The sequence below is a fragment of the uncultured Sneathiella sp. genome (assembly GCF_963976355.1).
Taxonomy (GTDB): Bacteria; Pseudomonadota; Alphaproteobacteria; order Sneathiellales; family Sneathiellaceae; genus Sneathiella.
In genome coordinates, this window is record NZ_CAXBKA010000002.1 from 636472 (window position 1) to 658150 (window position 21679).

Consider the following 21679-nt stretch of genomic DNA (forward strand, 5'->3'; position numbering starts at 1 on the left):
GTAAAAGCCGCTTAGAATGCTCTCGCGGCGGCCTGTAGTGAGGTGAGGGCTTCCGCAACCGGGTTGCCGCCGAGAATCTCGGAGGTTGCCTTGGAATCGGTGGCCGTTGACATGGCGTAGAGAACATTCGTTCCCTGCGTTGTCACCGCGAGGTCAACCGAGTTGGCTCCCTGCTGGTTCGAAATGGCATTCTGCATGCTCGCGCCGACGACCTGGGCAAAAACCTGATAGGCATTGGCCATGGCAATGGCGGGCGCATCTCCCAGAATGCTGACATTGGCTTGGGTAACGGAATCGGTTATCTGGGCATTGACTGGTGTATCCCCTGGCATGGGTCATTCTCCTTTAATAGTCTCAGGAACTCTTTCCTGTTAATGAAATTAGGTTTGTGACTTCTGTGCTGTTTGCGCTTTCTTCAATTCAACGATGATAGCCTGAAGCGCGGAGACTATTTCTGCGTTTACATTTCCGGACAGGATTTCCTGTGATGCCTTCGCATCGAGCGAGGTATCCAGGCTGTAAAGCATGGCAACCCCCTGGCTGACGATGGCGTTGTCAATGGTGTTCATGCTGTGCTGGTTGGCGACCGCATTCTGCATGGACACACCGACGGCCTGGGCCATCATCTGATAGACCGTCCCCATGGATTGCGCCGGCGCACCACCGATCACTATCATGTTGGACTGGGTAACGGCATCGGTTATTTGGCTATTGACGGGTGTGTCGTTTGCCATGGACTAATCCTCTTTCATTCCTGTCAGCGTTGATCGAGAGAGGCAATTAATCCTCTTTCAATATGCAGAAGACGCCGGGGCGTGAGATTATGTGACGCAACGGTGAGATTTTCTTGCGGCCGTTGCGAAAACTCTCAACCGTCTTGAGACTGAGCGGAATGATCCCGTATGCGACTCCCTGCCGGGGCAGGGGTGAAACTGGCGGAATTCTGCGAATAAGGCCGTACAGTCTTCATCGCGTTGGATATCCGGATTTACAGAAAAAAGAGTGTCATCTTTTTTGAGTTTAAAGGTGCTGAAGGGGTCGAAAACCGGGAAATCTCGGACTAGACCTGTATCGGCAAGCAGGGCGTGAGAGAGGCGCAAGGCGAAGCGAACTCCTCCTTGCGGATCGTCGTTATCCGCCCATCTGCTGGACGATCTTGTTCATGGCGGCTGCGGTGGCCGCAACGGCATCGGCGGTGATGCCCGCAATTTCCTGACTTGTCTGCGCGGCGAGCGCGGTGCCGCCAGCGCTTGTGACCGCGTTCAGGCTGGTGGTGGCCGCCTGGGTCTGTGCGTTCAGGGCCTGGGTAATGGCGGCCGTCTGAGCATTGTAGGATTCGCCGATCGTTGCCTTCTGCGCGCTGATCGAGACGGCCTCGGCGTTCTTGAGGGCGGTGAGGGCGGCGGCACCGGCGTTGGTGACGCTGTTCATCATGTTCGAATTTGCCGTCGCATTTTCGAGCGCGAGGCCCGAGGAATGGGCGGCGAACTGATAGAGGAGGCCCATTGCGAAGGTCGCCGAGTCCTCGATTTTAGCAGGAGCGGGGGAGGATGCGCCATCGCCCCCGGATGAAGTTGTTGCCATGAGATTGATCCATAAAAAAATATGCCAGAAGAATGATTACTTAAAGTTGTCAAAGTCAGTTATGGGGTTGTGGAAGACGACGGTGTCTCGGACTTGCTGTCGTCCGAAGATTTTGTCTCCGTACTTGTGTCCGATGCCGGTTTGTCGGTGCTATCCGACGTCGTCTTGCTGTCGGTAGTGGACGCTGTGCTTGAGCCGTCCGAGCTGTCGGTTGCGGCCGGAGCAGCAGACGGATTGGTAGCAAGGGTCATCAGTTTCTGGAGATAGTCGAGACGCTCTGTCGGGGTCAGCTTTTCAATCTGGTCGGCAAATCCGTTCCGGAGCAGCCCGCTCGTTCCCGCGGCGACGGCGGCAGCTCCGAGAATATTGAGATGCTGCTGATTGGTGACCGCATTCTGGGACGCCATGCCGGCCGCCTGGGCAAGATTAAGATACATGGTTGCCATGGATTTTGCAGTAGAACTTCCTAAAAGTATCTCGCTTGTAGCAAGTACGGAGTTTTGTATTTGATCATCTGATTGTGAATTTGCCATTATTATAATTCCATTTTTTAAATATTTTAAATAACAATAAAACAATAAATATATATTTATAAAAATATTGCAATATCGAATTTATATTTACTAATTATATTTGTTTTATTAATGGAATTCTGAGTCAGTATTATCATAAACATACGCCCGTATTAAAAATATAAAAAATGAAAAAGACACTTTAAAAGTGCATAAAGCTGCCCAAATAGAAATCATCGACGGGCAGCACAACCAAACGGCACGGCCCTTTTAGCCAGTTTTGTATTCCTGAAATTAAAATTTACTAGGGGGATAACGTGAATCCGCTCAGGCAAGAAACACAACCTAAACCCGATTTTCAAACCTATAAATTCGGCCCGGAGCGCCGTCTTTCTTTTCCGGAAATTTCACCGGTATATCCTTTAAATTTTAAAATCATGGACACAGACCTTGAGTCTGAAGATGTCCCCGTGAAATCTGTATCATCGGAGGAAGAGGCGCCAAGCGCCGATGAATTCTGGAAAGCATGGCACTCCCATAAGGAGTATTTAATTCGTCTCAGCATGATCTGGATGAATATCAGTGCGGCGGATGCCGAAGATGCCTTCAGCGATGCCACCATCCGCGCCTATGAGAAATATGCAGATCATGCCGCCCAGATCAGTAACGAGCGGGCCTGGTTCGCGCGATTGCTGCATAACATCTGCATCGACAAGCACCGGGCCAACAAGCGGCTGAAAAATCTCTATGAGAAGGTCAAGGAAATCAGCACCATCGATCTCTCCGCCTATGAGACGCGACAGCTGACACCGGAGGGCAACCTGCTGAATTCCGAACTCGGACTGCGTCTGCGCGAGGCGATAGAGGGACTGCCCGACCGGTTGCGCGGTCCGGTCGTCCTCCGGCTGGTGCAGGGGGAAGAGTATGAGACAATCGCGCACAAACTCGGAATCTCCAATGACAATGTCCGCAAAAGGGTGCAGCAGGGTCGGGCACTGCTCCGCGAGAATCTGGAGATATTTCGCGGTTAAATCCTCCTGATTGCACTATATTTTGATTTCCCTATCGACATCCCCCCGCGAAATCGGGTAACGATATTCGTTAGTACTTCCGGTGAAAGCCGGATCAAGTAGCTGGGGAGCTATTACATATGAAAGACGGCATTGCTGCGCGTGATCCACGCGCGGACACTTCGCCCGTTGTATCCGACGAAGTGAAATTCACAACCTGCTATATGTGCGCCTGCCGATGCGGGATAAAGGTTCATCTGAAAGATAACAAGGTCCGTTATATCGAGGGGAACCCCGATCATCCGGTGAACCGGGGCGTCCTCTGCGCCAAGGGATCCGCCGGGATCATGCAGCAGAATTCTCCGGCAAAACTCAAGAAACCTCTCCTGCGCGTTGGTGAGCGGGGCGAGGGAAAATTCAGGGAAATAGAATGGGATGAGGCACTTGAGCTGGCGACCGGCTGGCTTCAGGAGGTGCGGGGCGACGATCCCGCCAAACTTGCCTTTTTCACCGGCCGCGATCAGTCCCAGAGCTTCACCGGCTGGTGGGCCAAGCAGTTCGGCACCCGCAATTTCGCTGCCCATGGCGGTTTCTGCTCGGTCAATATGGCGGCGGCGGGCCTTTACAGCATTGGCGGGTCGTTCTGGGAATTCGGCGAGCCGGACTGGGACCTGACGAAATATTTCCTCATGTTCGGTGTGGCGGAAGATCATGATTCCAACCCCATCAAGATGGGTCTTGGCAAGCTGAAAACCCGGGGCGATGCCAAATTCGTCTCCGTCAATCCCGTGCGCAGCGGCTATTCCTCCATTGCCGATGAATGGCTCGGCATTACGCCGGGCACGGACGGCCTGTTCGTGATGGCGATCATTCACGAGCTGCTGCGTGCCGAGAAGATCGACTGGGAGTATTTGAAGCGCTATACCAACGCCTCCTGGCTGGTGGTTCAGGCGGAAGGTGAGGCGGAGCACGGGCTGTTTGCCCGCAACGCGACGGGGATCTCTCTTGTCGCGACGCCGGATGGAAAACTGCTGCCGCTCAGCGATCGCAAGGCGGACCCTGTGCTTGTCGGCAGCTATACCCTGCCGTCGGGACAGAGAGCGGTTCCGGCCTTTCAACTGATGGCCGAACGATATCTTTCCGAGGAATATAATCCGGATACAGTGGCCGCGCGGGTCGGGATCGAGGCGAAGACGATCCGCCGGATCGCCGCCGAGATCGCCGAGGCCGCGTTCGAGAAGGAAATCACCCTCGATATTCCCTGGACGGACTGGGCCGGCCGGCCGCAGCAGAAAATGATCGGCCGTCCGGTCTCCATGCATGCCATGCGCGGCATTTCCGCTCATTCCAACGGCTTTCACACCTGCCGCGCCATTCATCTTCTGCAGATGCTGATCGGCAGCATCGATGTGCCGGGCGGGTTCCGGCACAAGCCGCCCTATCCGAAACCCTGTCCGCCCGGACCGCTCCCTGCGGGGCAGGAGACGCGGGCGAATACGCCCTTGGATGGCATGCCGCTCGGTTTTCCGAAGGGACCGGAGGATCTGCTGGTTGATGAGGCCGGAAACCCGAAACGCATCGACAAGGCCTATAGCTGGGAATATCCGCTGTCGGCCCACGGGCTCATGCACAGCGTCATCCATAACGCCTGGGCGGGGGAGCCGCAGGAAATCGACGTTCTGTTCATGTATATGGCGAATATGGGCTGGAACAGCTCGATGAATGTGCCGGACACCATCCGCTATCTGACGGACAGGAAGCCGGACGGCAGCTATAAAATTCCGAAATTCATCTATTCCGACGCCTATCATTCCGAGACCGTGGCCTTTGCCGATCTGGTGCTGCCGGACACCACCTATCTGGAACGCTGGGATTGCATTTCGTTGCTGGACCGGCCGATTTCCTCCGCCCATGGCGCGGCGGATGCCATTCGTCAGCCCATTCTGGCGCCGGGCCGCGATGTCCGCCCGTTCCAGGATGTGATGCTCGACCTCGGAGTGCGGCTGTCACTACCGGGCTTCGTCACGGAGGATGGATCGGCGCTCTATCCGGGCGGCTATTCCGACTATATCGTCCATCATGAACGCACGCCGGACATCGGCCCGCTGGGCGGCTGGCGCGGTGAGGACGGATCGGGGCAGGGGCGCGGCGCGGCGAATGAGGCGCAGCTCGATGCCTATATCGCGAATGGCTGTTTCTGGGAGAAGAAATTCACGCCCGAGCAGTCCTATTACAAGTTCGCCAACAAATCCTATCTGGAGGAGGCCGTCCATATGGGCTGGCTCGCCATGCCGGGACCGGTGGTGATGGAAATTTACTCCGAAACGATGCAGAAATTCCGTCTCGCCGCCGAAGGGCATGGCCGCCGGCAACCGCCCGATCACTTGCGCGGGCGCGTCGCTGATTTCTTCGATCCGCTGCCGCTCTGGTATGCGCCCTTTGCCGATGCGGATATCGACAAGGGGCCGGGTTATCCGCTGCATGCGGTGACGCAACGGCCGATGCATATGTACCATAGCTGGGGCAGTCAGAACGCCTGGCTCCGCCAGATTACGGCCCGCAACCCGATCTTCCTGCATGCGGATATGGCGCGGGAAAAGGACATCGCCGATGGTGACTGGGTGTGGATCAACTCGCCCCATGGCCGGGTGAAGGCGCAGGCGAAGCTGATGCGCGGGGTCAACCGCAACACCATCTGGACCTGGAACGCCATTGGAAAGCGCAAGGGGGCCTGGAACCTGAAAGAAGACGCGCCGGAAGCAACAAAAGGCTTCCTCCTCAACCATATCATTTCCGAACTGCTGCCCCCGCGTGAGGATGGCTATCGCTATTCCAACTCCGATCCGGTGACGGGGCAGGCCGCCTGGTACGACCTTCGCGTCAATATCGAGAAATGCGCCGTGGCCGAATTCGGCGAAACGGAGCCGATGTACGATGCGCAAGGCCCCGTCGACCTTGACGCTCCGCCGGACATGCTGCGCTATGGAGCGGACTTGAAGGGCAAGGAAAGTTCTCTTGAGCCGGTCGCCATGAAAGACTGGATCGGCAACCGTGCGGAAAATGCGGCGCAGACCACCGGCATCAAGCCCGGCCATGGCAACCAGACCACCGAACGACACAAGAAGGAAAAAGAATGACGTCGCTCCCCAAGGAACCCCCGAAGAAAAAGCTCGGCCTTGTTATCGATCTCGATATCTGTGTCGGCTGTCACGCCTGCGCCGTCAACTGCAAGGAATGGAACAGCGGCGGTCATTCCGCTCCGATGACCGATACGGACCCCTATGGCGCCGATCCAACCGGCGTGTGGTTCAACCGCATCCACAGTTTCGAGGTGGAGAATGAGGAGACCGGTGGCCGCATGGTCAATTTCCCGAAAAGCTGTCTGCATTGCGATGATGCGCCTTGTGTCACTGTCTGCCCGACCGGCGCCTCCTACAAGCGGGAGGAGGACGGCATCGTGCTCGTCAATGCGGATCACTGCATCGGCTGCAAGCTCTGTTCCTGGGCCTGCCCCTATGGCGCGCGGGAATATGACGAGGATGCGGGCGTGATGAAAAAATGCACCCTCTGCGTGGACAAGATCTATAACCCGAACCTGCCCGAGGAAAGCCGGGTTCCGGCCTGTGTCTCCACCTGTCCGGTCGGCGCGCGCTCCTTTGGCGATCTTGGCGATCCGGGCTCGGACGTCAGCCGCCTCGTCGCAAGCCGGGGCGGTTATGACCTGATGCCGGAGCAGGAATGCCGTCCGACCAACAAGTACCTGCCGCCGCGTCCGAAAAAGCAGGGCGGGGAGGGACAGGCGGCCCCGGAACTGATACCCGTTTCCGACAGCTCCGCCGGGGTGATTGCCCGCTGGGTCGACAGATTTCTTTCCGCGTGAGTTAAAGAGCAATGCATCCAGCGAAATCCGTTATATTTTTCACCACCGCCTCGGGCGCCGGATACGGCCTGCTCGCCCTTCTTATCGCCGCGACCATTGGCGGCCTGTTCCCGGCGGATTTCTGGCTGGCCTTCGCCGGTTATGCCCTCAGCTATGTCCTGATCACGGCCGGGCTGCTGTCTTCGACCTTTCACCTTGGTCATCCGGAGCGGGCTTGGCGCGCGCTCACCCAGTGGCGCTCGTCCTGGCTCAGCCGCGAAGGGGTGATGGCCATTTTCACCTTCCTGCCGACCGGGCTTTACGGGCTGCATCACTTGTTCTTTCCGGATCTCCTGCCGGGGGTGATGGCGCTTGTCGGGGGGATCGGCATTCTTGCCTGTATCGCCACCGTCTATTGCACGGCCATGATCTATGCCAGCCTGAAACCGGTTCACGCCTGGGCTAACGGCTATGTGCCGATGGGCTATCTTCTGCTCGCCCTGATGACCGGCTCGGTCCTGCTGAACGGTTTGCTCGCCGCCTTTGGTTATGCGGCGACCCTCATCGTGCTGCTGGCGGTCGTGGCGCTTGTGGCGGCCCTGATCTGGAAGATCGCCTACTGGCGTTTTCTCGACACCACCAAAAGTATTTCCACGCCGGAAAGCGCGACGGGCCTTGGCGAGTTCGGCAGCGTCAAGCTGTTCGAGGCGCCGCATACGGAGGCCAATTATCTGATGAAGGAAATGGGATTCCGGATCGCGCGCAAGCATGCGTCGGTGCTTCGGAAGATCGCGCTTGGCGCGGGCTTCATCCTGCCGATCGTGCTGATTATCATCGGGCTTTATGTCGGCGGCATCGGTCTGATTGCCGCCTCGCTTCTTGCGGTGATCGCAATGGCAATCGGGATCGTGACCGAGCGCTGGCTCTTCTTTGCGGAGGCCCGCCATACGGTCGGCCTCTATTACGGCGCTTCCCACGCATAAAAAAGGGAGGCGGACTTGCGTCGGCCTCCCTCTGGTTCTTAATACCCGTTACTGAAAGGGGTAATCAGCCAGCCCGCTTAAATTTCTGCTTGCGAGCATCTGGACGTTTATTCTGCGCATTTGCAGCCGGGTTCGCGGACTTGCGAGACTTAAATCCCGGCTTACCTTTATTCTTACTGACGGTATTCTTCGGACGTTTGCGAAATGGTTTAACATCAGCCGCTGGTCTTTTGTCATCCTGAGTGCGAGCCGGACGTCCCTTTCGTCCCGGACGATGCTTCTTCTGTTCTGGCTTGGACGCAGGAGCGGGGAAGGGGTGATCTTCATCTATACGGACCTTTTGCTTGATGATCTGTTCTATGTTCCGAAGCAAATTACGTTCGCGCGGTTCACAAATCGAGATGGCGATGCCGGTGGCCCCGGCGCGCCCGGTACGGCCGACGCGATGGATGTAGTTTTCTGCTTCCATCGGCAGGTCGTAGTTGATGACATGGGTAATGCCGTTCACATCGATGCCGCGGGCGGCGACGTCGGTGGCGACCAGCACGGAAAAGCGGCCATTCTTGAAAGAACGGAGCGTCCGTTCCCGGGCCCGCTGGTTGAGGTCGCCATGAATGGCGGAGGCCTTGATGCCCTCGACCGCCGTTTCGATCTCGCTGGCAAGCGTATCGGCGGTGGCTTTCGTGCGCACGAAAACGATGACGCGCTCTTTCTCCTGATCCGCCAGCAGATGCATGAGCAGGTCTTTCTTGTCATGCCCGCGCACCATCAGGACGGAATGATCGACGCCTTCGGCAACGGCCGTCTTGCGCGCGATCTCGACAAATTCCGGGTTTGTCAGCAGTTTCTCTGACAACTTACGGATCGCCGGACTCATGGTCGCGGAGAACATGACGGTCTGATGCTCTTCCGGGAGCTTGTCGGTAATAAAGGTGACATCCTCGATAAAGCCCATGTCGAGCATGCGGTCGGCCTCATCGAGAATGATGGTTTCCACATTGTCGAGCTGGACCGTGCCCCGCTTCATATGATCGAGCAGGCGGCCGGGCGTTGCCACAAGAATATCGACCCCGCGCGAGAGCTGCTGCAGCTGCGGGCCATAGGGCGCGCCGCCATAGACAACCGTGTGGAACAGCTTCATGCCGCGCGTGAATACACGGATACAAAGGCCGATCTGCATCGCCAGCTCGCGCGTTGGCGCGAGGATGACGGCGGTCGGCTTGTTCGGTTTCGGCTTGCGCCGTTCATGCTGAAGCCGCTGCAGCAGCGGCAGCACGAAGGCCGCGGTCTTGCCGCCGCCGGTTTCGGCTACGCCCATCAGATCGGCACCGTCCATCAGCGCCGGGATCGCCCGGGACTGGATTTGCGTCGGCTCGGAAAAGCCCTGTTTTTCGATCGCACGCAGGAGCGGCCCAACCAGGTTGAGCTCTGTAAATTCGGTCATTCTTCTAATAGTCCTCACAAAACAAATACAATGTCGCCGCCTGGTGCGGGGCAACAGTTAAGGCCAAATAAGGTGAGAACCGCGTCTCCTTGACCTTAACGCCGGGGCACTTGCGAGGGACCGGCTGTCAGCAGCGCCGAAGCGCTGTGGAAATACTGTTCATATACCCGATGTTGGTTTCAGCAGCGTCATGCCGCTGGCACCGAATGCAAATACCATACAGGTATTGTGCAGCGCACATATGCGCGCCAATGGCGTCAATGTCAAGGGAATATGCGAATATTGGTTAACAAGCCGTGCCCGGAAAAGTCTTTGCTTTTCCTCCTTTTCAAGCCGCCCCCGGTTTCCTAGTATAGGGGCCGGTTAACCAGTTTTTTTACGCCGCAGATGAGTTTTCAGCGGCAAAGAGGGTAATATGGATATAGAAACAGTCGCGGACGAGATCGTCCTGATCGCCACCGAATATGGTCTTGATGTGATCGGCGCGATCATCATTCTGATCATCGGCAACATCATCTCCAAGCAGGTGCCGAAGGTTCTTCAGAAAGTCATGGACAAGCGGGGCATTGATCCGACGGTCAGCCAGTTTCTTAGTAACTTCGCCCGTTTTGCCATTCTCGCGATCACCCTGCTGCTGGTGCTGGCGCAGTTCGGCGTACAGACCGCCAGCCTGATTGCCGTTCTCGGTGCCGCGGGCCTTGCCATCGGTCTCGCCCTGCAGGGCACGCTCAGCAATGTCGCAGGCGGCGTGATGCTGCTGATCTTCCGCCCGATGCGGGTCGGCAACTATGTCGAGGCGGGTGGCCATGGCGGCACGGTCAAGAATATCACCCTCTTCACCACGGAGTTGGCGACGGTCGATAACATCCAGGTGCTTATCCCCAATGGTCAGGTCTGGGGCAGCGCCATCCGCAATTACAGCTTCCATCCGACACGGCGCATGGATCTGGTGATCGGCATTGCCTATGAGGATGATATCGACAAGGCGCGTGACATCATTGATCGCCTGATCAAGGCGGACGAGCGGTCCCACAAGGAACCGGCCCATGTGATCGAGGTGATCGAGCTTGCCGACAGTTCCGTGAATTTCACGGTCCGCGTCTGGTGCGACAACGGTAATTACTTCCCGCTGAAATTCGCACTGACCAAGGCGATCAAGCAGACGTTCGACAAGGAAGGAATCTCCATTCCCTATCCGCAGCGCACGGTGCATATGCTCACCGAAGACTGATAAATTCGCGCGCGCCGGTCTTTATGGTCGGCGCGGCATCCCGATTCCCCGCATTCCGTTATCCCTGATAATGATCGATGCCGTATTTATTCCAGAAGAAGGCGCGGATGTTGATCAGGAATGCCGTGCTCCAGCCGAACAGGATAATGCCGCTCACCGCCTGCAACGAGGCCGTAAGACTCCATTTCTCCGACAGGATGACATCGCCGTAGCCCAGCGTCGTGAAGGTCACGGTGGAGAAATAGAGCGCTTGGGGCAGGCCCGAAAGCTCGCCGCTCCCCCAATAAAACAGCGCCCAGAGCCAGGCCTCGATCGTATGCGCTGCGAACAGGCCGAGCACGACGATGATCATGATGACGATATGCCCGTAGGTCGGCAGCCGCCGGTCCCACCGTGGCCCGATCGCCTTCAGGCGACGGAGCAGCAACTCCAGGCAGACCGCGTGATTGATCACGCAGGCGATGATGAGTCCCGTTCCAACCAGCAGCTGGATGAGCATATGTATTCTCCTCTGGCAGATATGCGTTTGCGGTCTCCAGAATAGCACGGGAGACGGCGAATAAAAGGGATGGATGAAGGGCTCAGTCGTCCGTGACCGGTGTCAGGTTGCGAAGCTCCCCGATGACCGCGCGGCCGAGTTCATTGACCCGGAGTTCGGGGAAATCCCCCGTCGCATCGAGCAGGGAATTCACGTCCTTTTCCAGAATGCCGATGGTATTGATGATGGAGTAGCCTTCCTTCGCCCAGGAGATTTTCTCCATATTATCGCCGAACCAGGTGGCGCCGGAGCTGCTGCTGGCAACCTCCAGCAGTTTGTCGGGCGGGAAATCGAGGGCTTTGGCCGCCTTCACCACCTCCCGCACGGCAATGACGGAGGTTGCGGCCAGCATGTTGTTGAGCACCTTGCAGGTCATGCCCGCGCCAAGAGCGCCGAGATGATTGATTTCATTGCCCATGACCCTGAAGGCGGGCATCAGCTTCTGCACCGCCTCAGCATCCCCGCCGACCATGAAGGTGAGGGTGCCCGTCTCGGCGCCATAGGGCGCGCCGGACATGGGCGCATCGATCAGGATCGTTTCCTCAGGGATCATTTCCCGCAGGCGGTTAATCTGCTTCGGCGACAGGGTGGAGGAGATGATGAGAATTTCCGGATTTGCCTTGCCTGTGAAAAGACCATTCTCGCCGAGACAGAGTTCCTCCGTCTGGTGCCAGTCTCGCACCACGGAAATAATGATGGGGCAGCGGGCGGCGAGGGCGGCGGCGCTCTCCTGCATTTTTCCTGCGAAAGAGCCGAAATCCTCCGCTGGCCGGACGTCATATCCGAATACTTCAAATCCGGCGCCCTGTAACTGCTGCGCCATCGGCAGGCCCATTGAGCCGCAACCTGCCACACCGATTGCCGGTAATGTCATGCCACCCTCCCTCTGTTTTATTAACTATACCTCATTTTCGCGCGCGGCGTCATCTTTCAGTTTGACGGGGAAATGGGCTAATTGGACCCTATAATTAGATAAAACCGGCCCTTTTAAACAAACCAATTTTGCATGAATATATACTCAGATTATTTCGCCCTTTTTATAAGAGGATAATGTCATGTCTGTTGAACTTGCCAGCGTCTGCCCGCTCGACTGCCCCGATACCTGCAGCCTTACCGTTACGGTGGAGGATGGCCAGGTTTCAAAAGTGCGCGGCTCCACGGCCAATCCGCTGACCAATGGCGTTGTCTGCAACAAGGTCGCGCGGTATTACCCCGACTTCGTCCATGGCAAGAACCGCCTGCGCCATCCGATGAAGCGCGTCGGGCCGAAAGGCGGGGAGGAGTTCGCGCGGATTTCCTGGGACGAGGCGCTCGATACCATCCATGAACGCTTCTCGGCAATTATCGAGGAACATGGGCCGCAGGCGATCATGCCCTATAACTATGCCGGGCCGCATGGCCTGCTGGCGATGGGGTCGATGGACCTTAGGTTCTTCCACCGGCTGGGCGCAACACTCCTGTTCCGGCGGGCGATGTGCGGCGGCGTGAAATCGGAGGCCTTTATGGGCACCTTCGGCGCCGCGGGCGCAATGCAGCCCGAACAATGCGCCAATTCCAAGCTGATCGTCGTCTGGGGCAACAATGTCACCTATTGCAACCTCCATCTCGCACCGATCATCAAGAAGGCAAAGGCGGAGGGCGCAAAGCTCGTCGTTGTCGATCCGAAACGCATCAAGATAGCCGAGCAGGCGGATATGTATCTTCCCGTCAAGCCGGGCATGGACCTGATCCTCGCCTGGGCCATCGCGGTTGAGCTGGAGAAGATCGGCGGGTTCGATCCGGCCTTCATCGATGCGCATGTCGAGGGGGCGGAAGAATTCTTGGCGGAAGCCCGGAAGTTCACTATCGAGGAATCTTCCGATCTTTGCGGGGTATCGGTTGCGGATATTCGCGCCTTTGCAAGGCTTTACAAGGACACCAGCCCGGCGGCGATTTCCGTCGGCAACGGGCTTGAACGCAATCAGAACGGCGGCAACGGTATCCGGGCCATTTTCGCTCTCCCCGCCCTAGCCGGGAAGTTCGGCGTGGCGGGCGGCGGCATCGTCGGCGGCGCCGGGAACCTGTTCCCGAAAACTCCGGCCAAGCTGCAGCGGCCGGACCTCGTGCCGGAGGGCACCCGGACCCTCAATATCGTCGATATCGGGCGGCATCTGGTAGAGGATGATCTCGATATCCCGCTGAAGGGCCTGTTTATCTATAACCACAACCCGATCGTTGTCTCGCCGGATCAGAATGTGACGCGCCAGGGGCTTGAGCGGAAGGATATCTTCACCGTCGGCTGCGATGTCGCGATGACGGACAGCATGAAATATTGCGATATCATCCTGCCCGCCGCCACCCATTTCGAGCATGACGATATCTTCTGCGCCTATGGCCAGCCCTATCTGCAGCGGGCGGAGCCGGTGATCGCGCCGGTCGGCGAATCGCTGCCCAATACGGAGATTTTCCGCCGTCTTGCCGCCCGTTTCGGCTTTAACGAGGATATTTTCAAGGCCAGTGACAAGGATCTGATGGACGATGCCATCGATGGCAGCGATCCGCGCCTCAAGGGCCACCGGGCCAGCGAAATTCCGATCGGAACGGCGCTCTCCATGGAGCGGGGCGGGGAGGATACCATCCTGTTCCTGAACGCGACACCGGCAACCCCGTCGGGCAGGATCGAGCTTAAATCCGCCTATCTTCGGGACAAGTTCGGGCAGGAGGTGCCAACATATCATCCGGTTGCGGACAGTCTGCCGCTTTCCCTCGTCACGCCGTCCTCGAACAAGATGATCACCTCCACCTTTGGCGGGGTGAAGGCGAATGACGATGTGCCCGATCTTGAAATGCACCCCGTGGATGCCGCCGCGCGCGGCCTTGAGGACGGGGTACGGGTCCGCATCTATAACGATCTCGGCGAGGTTTTCCTGCCGCTTAAAATCACTGAAAATGTGCGCCCCGGTGTGCTATATTCGCCCAAGGGCTCCTGGTTCAAGACAACAACGAACAACCAGACAGTCTCGGCGCTTGCGCCCACCACCAAGGCGGACCTGTCCGAGGGCGCCTGTTTCAATGATTGCCGGGTCGAGGTGGTTGCCGCCTGATCCGAGGAGGAAAGATGAGTAACCGGGAGAATGAGACGCCCGAAGCCGAGGGCGGCTGTCTGTGCGGCGGAATCAGGTTCAAGATATATCAGCGGTTGCGCCCTGTGGTCGTCTGCCATTGCAAGCAATGCCGGCAGACGGCGGGTTATCTCAATGGCTTTACCGTGAGCCTGCCGGAGAATCTCGAGTTTACGGCGGATGACACGCTGACCTGGTATGAAAGTTCGGACGAGGCGAAGCGCGGCTTCTGCAACAAATGCGGCTCCAGCATCTTCTGGACCTACAAGTCCGGCGGCAATATGGGGATCGCGCCGGGATCGCTGGACGAGCCGACGAAGCTGACGACGGCCATGCATATTTTCACGGAATTTGCCGGTGATTATTACGAGATTACCGATGGATTGCCGCAGCGCCTTGGGCAGCGCCATCCCGACGACATTCTCGAGCCGGGCTGAGATTTTGCTTGGGGCCCGCGCCGACTTTCCGTTAAACAGGAAGCTGTTTTTTCGGGGAGAATGAGTTGCGACAAGAGCCCAAGGATTTTCTGGACAACCTGTTCAAGGCGGCGGTCGGTGCCGCCGATCCGCTGTCGACGCTGGCGGGTTTCCTGCCGCCCCCGCCCAAGGGCCGGACCATCGTCATCGGCGCAGGCAAGGCCGCGGCGGCCATGGCAAAGGCGGTCGAGGATCACTGGGACGGACCGCTTGAGGGGCTCGTCATCACCCGCTATGAACATGGCCTGCCTCTGGATAAGATCAGAGTGGTCGAGGCGGGGCATCCGGTGCCCGATGCGGAAGGCGCGAAGGCCGCCGATGATATCCTCGCGCTGCTGAACGGTCTCTCAGAGGATGATCTGGTGCTCTGCCTGATTTCCGGCGGAGGCTCCTCGCTGCTCGCAAAGCCCGGAGAGGGCATTACGCTGGATGAGAAAAAGGCGATCACCAAGGCCCTGCTGGCCTCCGGTGCCAACATCACCGAGATGAATACTCTTAGAAAGCATCTCTCCGCCATCAAGGGCGGGCGGCTGGCCGTTGCCGCCCATCCGGCAAGAGTCGTCACCCTCATGATCTCCGACGTGCCGGGCGATGATCCGGCGGTGATTGCGTCGGGACCGACCGTGCCCGATGCGACAACCTCCCGCGATGCCCGCGCGGTGCTGGAGAAATATGGGATCGAAATCCCGCCCTCCATCGACGCGTATCTTGACAGCGACGCCTCGGAATCGCCCTCACCGTCGCATCCGGTGTTCGCCGCCGCCGTCAGCAGGATGATCGCAACGCCGCAGATGTCGCTCGCCGCCGCCGCCGATATTGCCGCGTCGAACAGCATCACGCCGGTCATCCTCGGCGACACAATCGAAGGGGAGGCGAAGGATGTCGCCGCTGTCATGGCGGCCATTGCCCGGCAGGTGAAATTCCATGATCAGCCTGCGGCGAAGCCCTGTGTCCTGATCTCGGGCGGAGAGACGACCGTGACGGTCAGGAGCGGGGGCGGCGAAACCGGGCGCGGCGGGCGCAATGCGGAATTCCTGCTCGCCCTCGCGGTGCATCTGGACGGCCTGGCGGATGTCTATGCGCTTGCCTGCGACACCGACGGTATCGACGGAACCGAGGATAATGCGGGCGCGATTATCACGCCGGACACGCTGAAACGCGCCGCCGGGGCGGGTCTGGACGCCAAGGGCTATCTCGTGCGGCATGACAGCTACAGCCTGTTCGATGCCATTGGTGATCTGATCAAGACGGGACCGACCCGCACCAATGTCAATGACTTCCGCGCCATCCTGATTCTGTAAGATATCATGAAACAGCCGAGTGATTCTGTCCGGGCTTAATAGTAACCCGCGCCGAAGCCCGCCGCGCTCTACTGCCGGCGCAGGACGAAACAGACGGCCACCATCGATTTGCCGGTCTCCTGCAGGCAGAGCTCCATCTCGGTATCCGACAGGAGCGTCCCACTGAAATAGCTGTCCTCGTCGACGAACACGACGCTTTCCCGGTTGGCCCTGACGGCGCCGATGAGGGTCTCGCTGCGTGAGGGCGAGCTCCATGTGCCGATCAGCCCGCCGCCGTCCTGTTTCGTGATGGTCAGCGTCCATAGAACGGTCGGATTCCGAATCTCCGGGCCGGCCGTCGGGTTGACATGCTGGAGCTGGCCCGACACCGCACCCCAGCCGGTGCCCGACCAGGCGCCGCGAAGATCGGGGAACGCCTCCTGCGCCGCGAGCGGTGGGACCGGCAGGATCAGGGCGGCGGTGATGGCGAGCGCGGCCAAGCGGGGGTACAGGCGCATGATCAAGGTCTCCTCGTCTAAATTGAACAACAGAATTGGAGTAACTTACGGTTGAGGTAGCCTCCTGCTAGAGATAACCTCATGACGCCCCAAAAGGCTCACAATGTCGGAATCTACCAGCATTCCACAAGTGGCCTGCAGAGCGAGCTCAAGCTAGACGGATTTTATTAGCCGATCAAGTATTTTGCTCTCCCGGTTTCATCAGCGGTCTCTTTAACGCATAAATACCGGCGGTTTGGAGCTCAAATCTGAACCATCCTGATCCGGCACTGCCGGTTTTCCGCGTCGCTGGCAGAGCGGTCGCGCCGTCATCGTTTGAGTTGGGGCCGGATTTTGGTTGCCTGTATGACGGTGGTGCCCGCAAACAGAGAATTGCAACAATAATGGTATGCAGCATGGTGCCCGCCACCGCGACGTCGGCCAGCATGAAGATGAGGGCGCGGGCGCCGTCTAGATCTGCTTGCCCATCAGCACGACGAGCAGGGCGCGGGCTTCGGCGTCCGTCGCGTTCCTGATCTCATGCGGTTGATCGGCGGCGTAGCGGGCCGTCTCGCCGGGCCGCACCATTTCCGTCTCGATTCCCGCCTGGACCGTCAGTTCCCCGGCAAAAACCGTCAGATGCTCGGTCGTCCGGGAGGTATGCGGATTTGAGGTCATCTTGCCGCCGGGCTTCATGGTCAGCTCATACCATTCCATATCATTGACGAGACTGGCCGGCCCCAGGACTTTGAGGCTGTATTGCCCCTTGGTGTCATTCAGGACCGGGACGGAGGCACCGCTGACCACGGTCAGGCTGTGGCCGGGTTCCTCTCCGCGCACGATATCATCGATGGTCTCGCCCAGCGCCTCCGCCAGCCGCCAGACAGTGGCAAGGGTTGGGTTTGTCTCATTACGCTCTATCTGGGACAGCATGGACTTCGACACGCCACAGACAGCCGCCAGCTGATCGAGCGTGAGATGTTTCTCCTTGCGGAGGCGGTTTATGGTTTGCCCCACGGCGGGGGGATTATTCAGGCGATCCGACATTTTTCCGATTGACAGGAATTAAATCCAATATATTTTACGAAATACAATATAACGGATTTTATTCCAACGCACAACACATAGGTGTCCCATGTTCACAATAGCCAAAACCGAAGCCGCCCGCGGCATCTGGTCCGCGTTCAAAGAAACCTTAAGCGAACCGGCGCGCGGCATGGTCATGGTGGACGTGATCGCTGCCGGGATCTGCGGGACCGACTATCATATCTATAGCTGGGATGCCTGGTCCGCCGGGCGCATCAAGACGCCGATGACCATCGGACATGAATTCGTCGGGCGAATCTCCGCCATCGGCGAGGGCGTCACCGGCTATAGCATCGGCGACCGGGTCTCCGCCGAATGTCATATCGCCTGCGGGGAATGCCATTTCTGCCGCACGGGCAACGCCCATATCTGCGAGAAGACGAGCATTATCGGCGTCGACCGCCCCGGCGCCTTCGCCGAACAGGTGGAAGTCCCGGCGAGCAATCTCTGGCGGGTGCCGGACGCTATCCCCGACAAACATGCCGCCGTGTTCGATCCGGTTGGCAATGCCATGCATATGGTCGCGACCGCGAAAGTAACGGCGAAGAATGTGCTGATTGTCGGCGGTGGCCCCATCGGGCTTTTCGCGGCGGCGATTGCCAAGGCCCATGGCGCCCGCACCGTGGCGCTGCAGGAGCCGAACCAGGCCCGCGCCGCCATCGCCCGGAGCCTCGATCTTGATCTTGTGATCAATCCGCGCGATCCCGGCGCGTCCGAGGAGATTCTCGCGCTCACCGGCGGCCATGGCCCGGAAGTCATCCTGGAAGTGAGCGGCAACGGCAAGGCGCTCAATGCGTCGCTCGATATCGCTGCGCCGGGGGCCGTCGTTGCGCTTCTTGGCATTCCCGCCGGACTGGTCGAGCTTGACCTTGGCGCCAAGGTGGTGATGAAGGGGGTCAGCCTGATCGGCATCACCGGACGGCGCATGTACGAGACCTGGTATCAGGTCGAGGCCTTCATGCTGAAAAACCCGGACCTGATGGACAAGGTGATCACCCATGTCCTGCCGGCGACGGACTTCGCCCATGGCTTTGAGTTGATGGATGAAGGCGCCTGCGGCAAGATTGTCCTTGATTTTCAGACGTTAGACCAAAGGTTACCCATATGACCAATACACTTCTTTCACGGCTGACGGATGAGCTTTTCGCCGCCGATCAGGCGGGCACCTACAAGCGCCTGAAAACCATCGAAGGGCCCATCGGCGACCGCATCCAACTGGCAGAGAAGGGGGAAGTGACTCTCCTTTCCTCCAACGATTATCTCGGTTTCGCCAACCACCCGGAGATCGTCGAGGCGGCGCGGGACGCTCTCCTCAAATACGGGGCGAGCACCGCGTCGGTGCGCTTTATCTGCGGGACGCAGGATGTGCATCAGTCGCTGGAGGCCGATCTCGCGCGCTTTCACGGAACCGAGGCGGCGCTCACCTATTCCTCCTGCTGGGCGGCGAATACGGGGTTGTTTGCGGCAATATGCGGGGCCGGTGACGTCATCCTCTCCGACGAGCTTAATCATGCGAGCCTGATCGACGGCATCCGCGCGACGGCGAAAAATGTCGTCCGCGATGTCTATAAACACAGCGATATGTCCGACCTGGAGGCGAAGCTGAAAGCCCATGCCGACGCGCCGTCCCGTCTTATAGTGACGGATGGGGTCTTCTCCATGGAAGGGGATATCGCCCCGCTCGATCAGATCGTTGCGCTCGCAAAAAAATACGACGCGCTGATCGTGCTGGATGACAGTCACGGTCTCGGCGTCATGGGCAAGACCGGCCATGGCACGGCGGAACATTTCGGCGTTATGGACAAGATTGATATTTTCACCGGCACCCTCGGCAAGGCGCTTGGCGCAGGCACGGGCGGCTTCGTTGCCGGTCCAAAGGCAGTCACGGAAACATTGATCCAGAAGTCGCGGCCGCATCTCTTCTCCAATGCGCTGCCTGCCAGCGTCGCGGCGGCGGGGCGGAAATCTCTTGAGTTGCTGGAGAAACACCCGGACCGCGTCACGGCGCTACAGGAAAAGGCGGTGAAATTCCGCGCTCTTCTCAATAACCTCGACCTCAAGCCGCTGCCCGGCGACAGCGCCGTTGTGCCGGTGATCGTCGGGGAAACCGCAACTGCCATCCGGCTGGCAGGCGAACTCCTCAACCGTGGCATCTTCGTCACGGGTTTCGGCTTTCCCGTTGTGCCGGAGGGAGAGGCGCGGCTTCGTTTTCAGCTCTCCTTTGCTCATACGGAGGCCGAGCTGGACGAGGCGGTCGTTGCCCTCAAAGATTGCCTGCAAAGCCCCGGTTCCGCATAAAATCCGATGGCGAGCTTGTTTTAGTCGGTGTCGCCCTCTAAACAGGAAGGCGAGGGGGAGGCTGTATACTCCCGTTTTAATTCACTGACTGGACCCGAACAGACGGATGACGGCGAAACAGGCCTATGACTATGTGATTATTGGCGCGGGATCGGCGGGGGCCGTGCTGGCAAATCGCCTGAGCGAGGCGCGGGAGGTGTCCGTCCTGCTGCTCGAAGCCGGGGCGCGGACCCCGTGGTGGGACTGGCGCATTCACATGCCCTCGGCCTTGAGCTACCCCATGCATTCGGCCAGCCTCGCCTGGCAGTATTATACCGAACCGCAGGAACATCTGAACGGGCGCAAGATATACTGGCCGCGGGGCAAGGCGCTTGGCGGTTCCTCGGCGATCAACGGGATGTGCTATGTGCGCGGTCATGCGTTCGACTATGACGGCTGGGCGGCGCTGCCGGGGCTGGAGAACTGGTCCTACGCAGATTGCCTGCCCTATTTCAAAAAGGCGGAAACATATGATCGCGGGACCGATGACTATCGTGGCGGGAACGGCCCGCTCCATGTCTCCGTCGGCCCGTGCGATAATCCGCTTTATCACGCCTGGATGGAGGCGGGGCAGCAGGCCGGCTATCCCTTGTCGGACGATATGAACGGGTACCAGCAGGAAGGCGTCGCCCGGATGGATATGACCGTGCACCGGGGCCTCAGATGGAGCACGTCGCTTGCCTATCTCGATCCGGCGCGCGGGCGCGGCAACCTCACCATCCTGACGGGCGCGAAGACACGGCGCCTCACCTTCGAGGGGGCGCGTGCCACCGGTGTTGAATATGTCCTCAATGGACAGAAACAGACCGCTCTCGCCACGCGGGAGGTGATCTCGGCGGCCGGGGCCATCAACTCCCCGCATCTACTGATGATTTCCGGGATTGGCCCGGCGGACAGTTTGAGGCAGCTTGATATTCCGATCGTGGCGGACCTGCCGGGCGTCGGGCAGAATCTTCAGGATCATCTGGAACTTTATGTGCAGCAGGAATGCACGCAGCCGATCACGCTCTATAAGGTCATGTCGCCGCTCGCGAAACTGAAGGTCGGGCTCGACTGGATGCTGTTCAAGAAAGGCCTCGGCGCCAGCAATCATTTCGAGGCTGGCGGCTTTATCCGGAGCGAGCCGGGCATCGAGCATCCGAACCTGCAATATCACTTCCTGCCCATGGCGGTGCGCTATGACGGCGGCAACCCGACGGACCGCCACGGCTATCAGGCGCATGTCGGGCCGATGCGATCGACCAGTCGGGGGTATATGTCGCTGAAAAGCGGGAATATCGACGACGCGCCGATGTTACAACCCAACTATTGCGAAACCGAGCAGGATCGGCGGGAGCTTCGCGACGGGGTGAAGCTCACACGGGAGATTTTTGCGCAAAGCGGGTTCGATCCCTATCGCGGGGTGGAACTTGCGCCGGGACCCGAGGTGAAGACCGACGCCGAGATCGACGCCTTCGTGCGGGAGACGGTGGAGACCGCCTATCACCCGAGCTGCACCTGCAAGATGGGCACAGATGCCCTGGCGGTGGTGGATGATGCGGGCCGGGTGCACGGGGTGGAAAACCTCCGCGTGGTCGACAGTTCCATCATGCCGAACATCGTCAGCGGAAACCTGAATGCGCCAACCATCATGATGGCGGAGAAAATTGCGGATTTAATCAAGGGCGTCGCGCCGCTTCCCAAAAGCAGCGCCCCTGTATATCGGGCGGAGAATTGGCAGACGAGCCAGCGGTAAAAACGA

20 protein-coding genes are annotated in these 21679 nt (G+C 58.8%); 11 read left to right on the forward strand and 9 right to left on the reverse strand.

Annotated features, from left to right (window positions below):
• Nucleotides 1–11: 11 nt before the first annotated feature.
• The 4 genes from AAC599_RS06740 to AAC599_RS06755 all read right to left on the reverse strand — a co-directional run bounded on the left by AAC599_RS06740 (nt 12) and on the right by AAC599_RS06755 (nt 2117).
• Complete coding sequence (locus AAC599_RS06740; protein ID WP_340149645.1) at nt 12–332, reverse strand: RebB family R body protein; 321 nt, start codon at nt 330–332, stop codon at nt 12–14.
• A 48-nt stretch (nt 333–380) separates the two neighbouring features.
• Nucleotides 381–734, reverse strand: a complete 354-nt coding sequence (locus AAC599_RS06745) for a RebB family R body protein (protein ID WP_340149646.1) — start codon at nt 732–734, stop codon at nt 381–383.
• Nucleotides 735–1131: 397 nt separating this feature from the next.
• A complete protein-coding gene (locus tag AAC599_RS06750) occupies nt 1132–1584 on the reverse strand; it encodes a hypothetical protein (protein WP_340149647.1) in 453 nt (150 codons plus the stop codon).
• A 59-nt stretch (nt 1585–1643) separates the two neighbouring features.
• A complete protein-coding gene (locus AAC599_RS06755) occupies nt 1644–2117 on the reverse strand; it encodes a RebB family R body protein (RefSeq protein WP_340149648.1) in 474 nt (157 codons plus the stop codon).
• A gap of 449 nt (nt 2118–2566) precedes the next feature.
• On the opposite strand from AAC599_RS06755, the gene AAC599_RS06760 reads away from it, so the two are divergent.
• The 4 genes from AAC599_RS06760 (at nt 2567) to AAC599_RS06775 (ending at nt 7948) form a co-directional block, all read left to right on the forward strand.
• A complete protein-coding gene (locus AAC599_RS06760; protein ID WP_340149649.1) occupies nt 2567–3127 on the forward strand; it encodes a sigma-70 family RNA polymerase sigma factor in 561 nt (186 codons plus the stop codon).
• Nucleotides 3128–3246: 119 nt separating this feature from the next.
• Complete coding sequence (locus tag AAC599_RS06765) at nt 3247–6243, forward strand: molybdopterin oxidoreductase family protein (RefSeq protein ID WP_340149650.1); 2997 nt, start codon at nt 3247–3249, stop codon at nt 6241–6243.
• Nucleotides 6240–6986 carry a 4Fe-4S dicluster domain-containing protein gene (locus AAC599_RS06770; protein ID WP_340149651.1) on the forward strand — a complete coding sequence of 249 codons (747 nt, stop codon included), beginning with the start codon at nt 6240–6242 and terminating at the stop codon, nt 6984–6986. The genes AAC599_RS06765 and AAC599_RS06770 overlap by 4 nt, the downstream gene beginning before the upstream one ends.
• Before the next feature lie 11 nt (nt 6987–6997).
• On the forward strand, nt 6998–7948 hold the full coding sequence (locus tag AAC599_RS06775; protein WP_340149652.1) for a DmsC/YnfH family molybdoenzyme membrane anchor subunit: 951 nt from the start codon (nt 6998–7000) through the stop codon (nt 7946–7948).
• Between the two features lie 64 nt (nt 7949–8012).
• On the opposite strand, the gene AAC599_RS06780 is transcribed toward AAC599_RS06775, so the two are convergent.
• Complete coding sequence (locus AAC599_RS06780) at nt 8013–9392, reverse strand: DEAD/DEAH box helicase (protein WP_340149653.1); 1380 nt, start codon at nt 9390–9392, stop codon at nt 8013–8015.
• A 415-nt stretch (nt 9393–9807) separates the two neighbouring features.
• On the opposite strand from AAC599_RS06780, the gene AAC599_RS06785 reads away from it, so the two are divergent.
• Nucleotides 9808–10623, forward strand: coding sequence for a mechanosensitive ion channel domain-containing protein (locus tag AAC599_RS06785; protein WP_340149654.1), 816 nt, complete (start codon nt 9808–9810; stop codon nt 10621–10623).
• Nucleotides 10624–10681: 58 nt separating this feature from the next.
• Here the strand turns inward: AAC599_RS06785 and AAC599_RS06790 are convergent, their stop codons facing one another.
• Together AAC599_RS06790 and AAC599_RS06795 are read right to left on the reverse strand one after the other, a co-directional pair.
• Nucleotides 10682–11122, reverse strand: coding sequence for an ion channel (locus AAC599_RS06790; protein WP_340149655.1), 441 nt, complete (start codon nt 11120–11122; stop codon nt 10682–10684).
• Nucleotides 11123–11204: 82 nt separating this feature from the next.
• Nucleotides 11205–12035 carry an NAD(P)-dependent oxidoreductase gene (locus AAC599_RS06795; protein ID WP_340149656.1) on the reverse strand — a complete coding sequence of 277 codons (831 nt, stop codon included), beginning with the start codon at nt 12033–12035 and terminating at the stop codon, nt 11205–11207.
• 181 nt (nt 12036–12216) lie between these two features.
• Between AAC599_RS06795 and AAC599_RS06800 the strand changes: the two genes are divergently transcribed.
• The 3 genes from AAC599_RS06800 (at nt 12217) to AAC599_RS06810 (ending at nt 16039) form a co-directional block, all read left to right on the forward strand.
• Entirely contained in the window at nt 12217–14244 is a 2028-nt protein-coding gene (locus tag AAC599_RS06800) for a molybdopterin-dependent oxidoreductase (RefSeq protein WP_340149657.1), read from the forward strand.
• A gap of 14 nt (nt 14245–14258) precedes the next feature.
• Nucleotides 14259–14699 (forward strand): GFA family protein, encoded by a 441-nt coding sequence (locus AAC599_RS06805; protein ID WP_340149658.1) that lies wholly within the window; start codon nt 14259–14261, stop codon nt 14697–14699.
• 65 nt (nt 14700–14764) lie between these two features.
• Nucleotides 14765–16039, forward strand: a complete 1275-nt coding sequence (locus tag AAC599_RS06810) for a glycerate kinase (protein WP_340149659.1) — start codon at nt 14765–14767, stop codon at nt 16037–16039.
• A gap of 68 nt (nt 16040–16107) precedes the next feature.
• Here AAC599_RS06810 and AAC599_RS06815 read toward each other — a convergent pair whose 3' ends face one another.
• Complete coding sequence (locus AAC599_RS06815; protein ID WP_340149660.1) at nt 16108–16536, reverse strand: hypothetical protein; 429 nt, start codon at nt 16534–16536, stop codon at nt 16108–16110.
• Nucleotides 16537–16986: 450 nt separating this feature from the next.
• Nucleotides 16987–17562: an XRE family transcriptional regulator gene (locus AAC599_RS06820; RefSeq protein ID WP_340149661.1), complete on the reverse strand. Its 576-nt coding sequence runs from the start codon at nt 17560–17562 to the stop codon at nt 16987–16989.
• Between the two features lie 88 nt (nt 17563–17650).
• Here AAC599_RS06820 and tdh point away from each other — a divergent pair, with 88 nt between their 5' ends.
• The 3 genes from tdh (at nt 17651) to betA (ending at nt 21673) form a co-directional block, all read left to right on the forward strand.
• Nucleotides 17651–18709 carry an L-threonine 3-dehydrogenase gene (tdh, locus tag AAC599_RS06825; RefSeq protein WP_340149662.1) on the forward strand — a complete coding sequence of 353 codons (1059 nt, stop codon included), beginning with the start codon at nt 17651–17653 and terminating at the stop codon, nt 18707–18709.
• Complete coding sequence (locus tag AAC599_RS06830) at nt 18706–19899, forward strand: glycine C-acetyltransferase (RefSeq protein ID WP_340149663.1); 1194 nt, start codon at nt 18706–18708, stop codon at nt 19897–19899. Before tdh ends, AAC599_RS06830 begins: the two co-directional genes overlap by 4 nt.
• A gap of 106 nt (nt 19900–20005) precedes the next feature.
• Entirely contained in the window at nt 20006–21673 is a 1668-nt protein-coding gene (betA, locus tag AAC599_RS06835) for a choline dehydrogenase (protein WP_340149664.1), read from the forward strand.
• Nucleotides 21674–21679 lie beyond the last annotated feature (6 nt).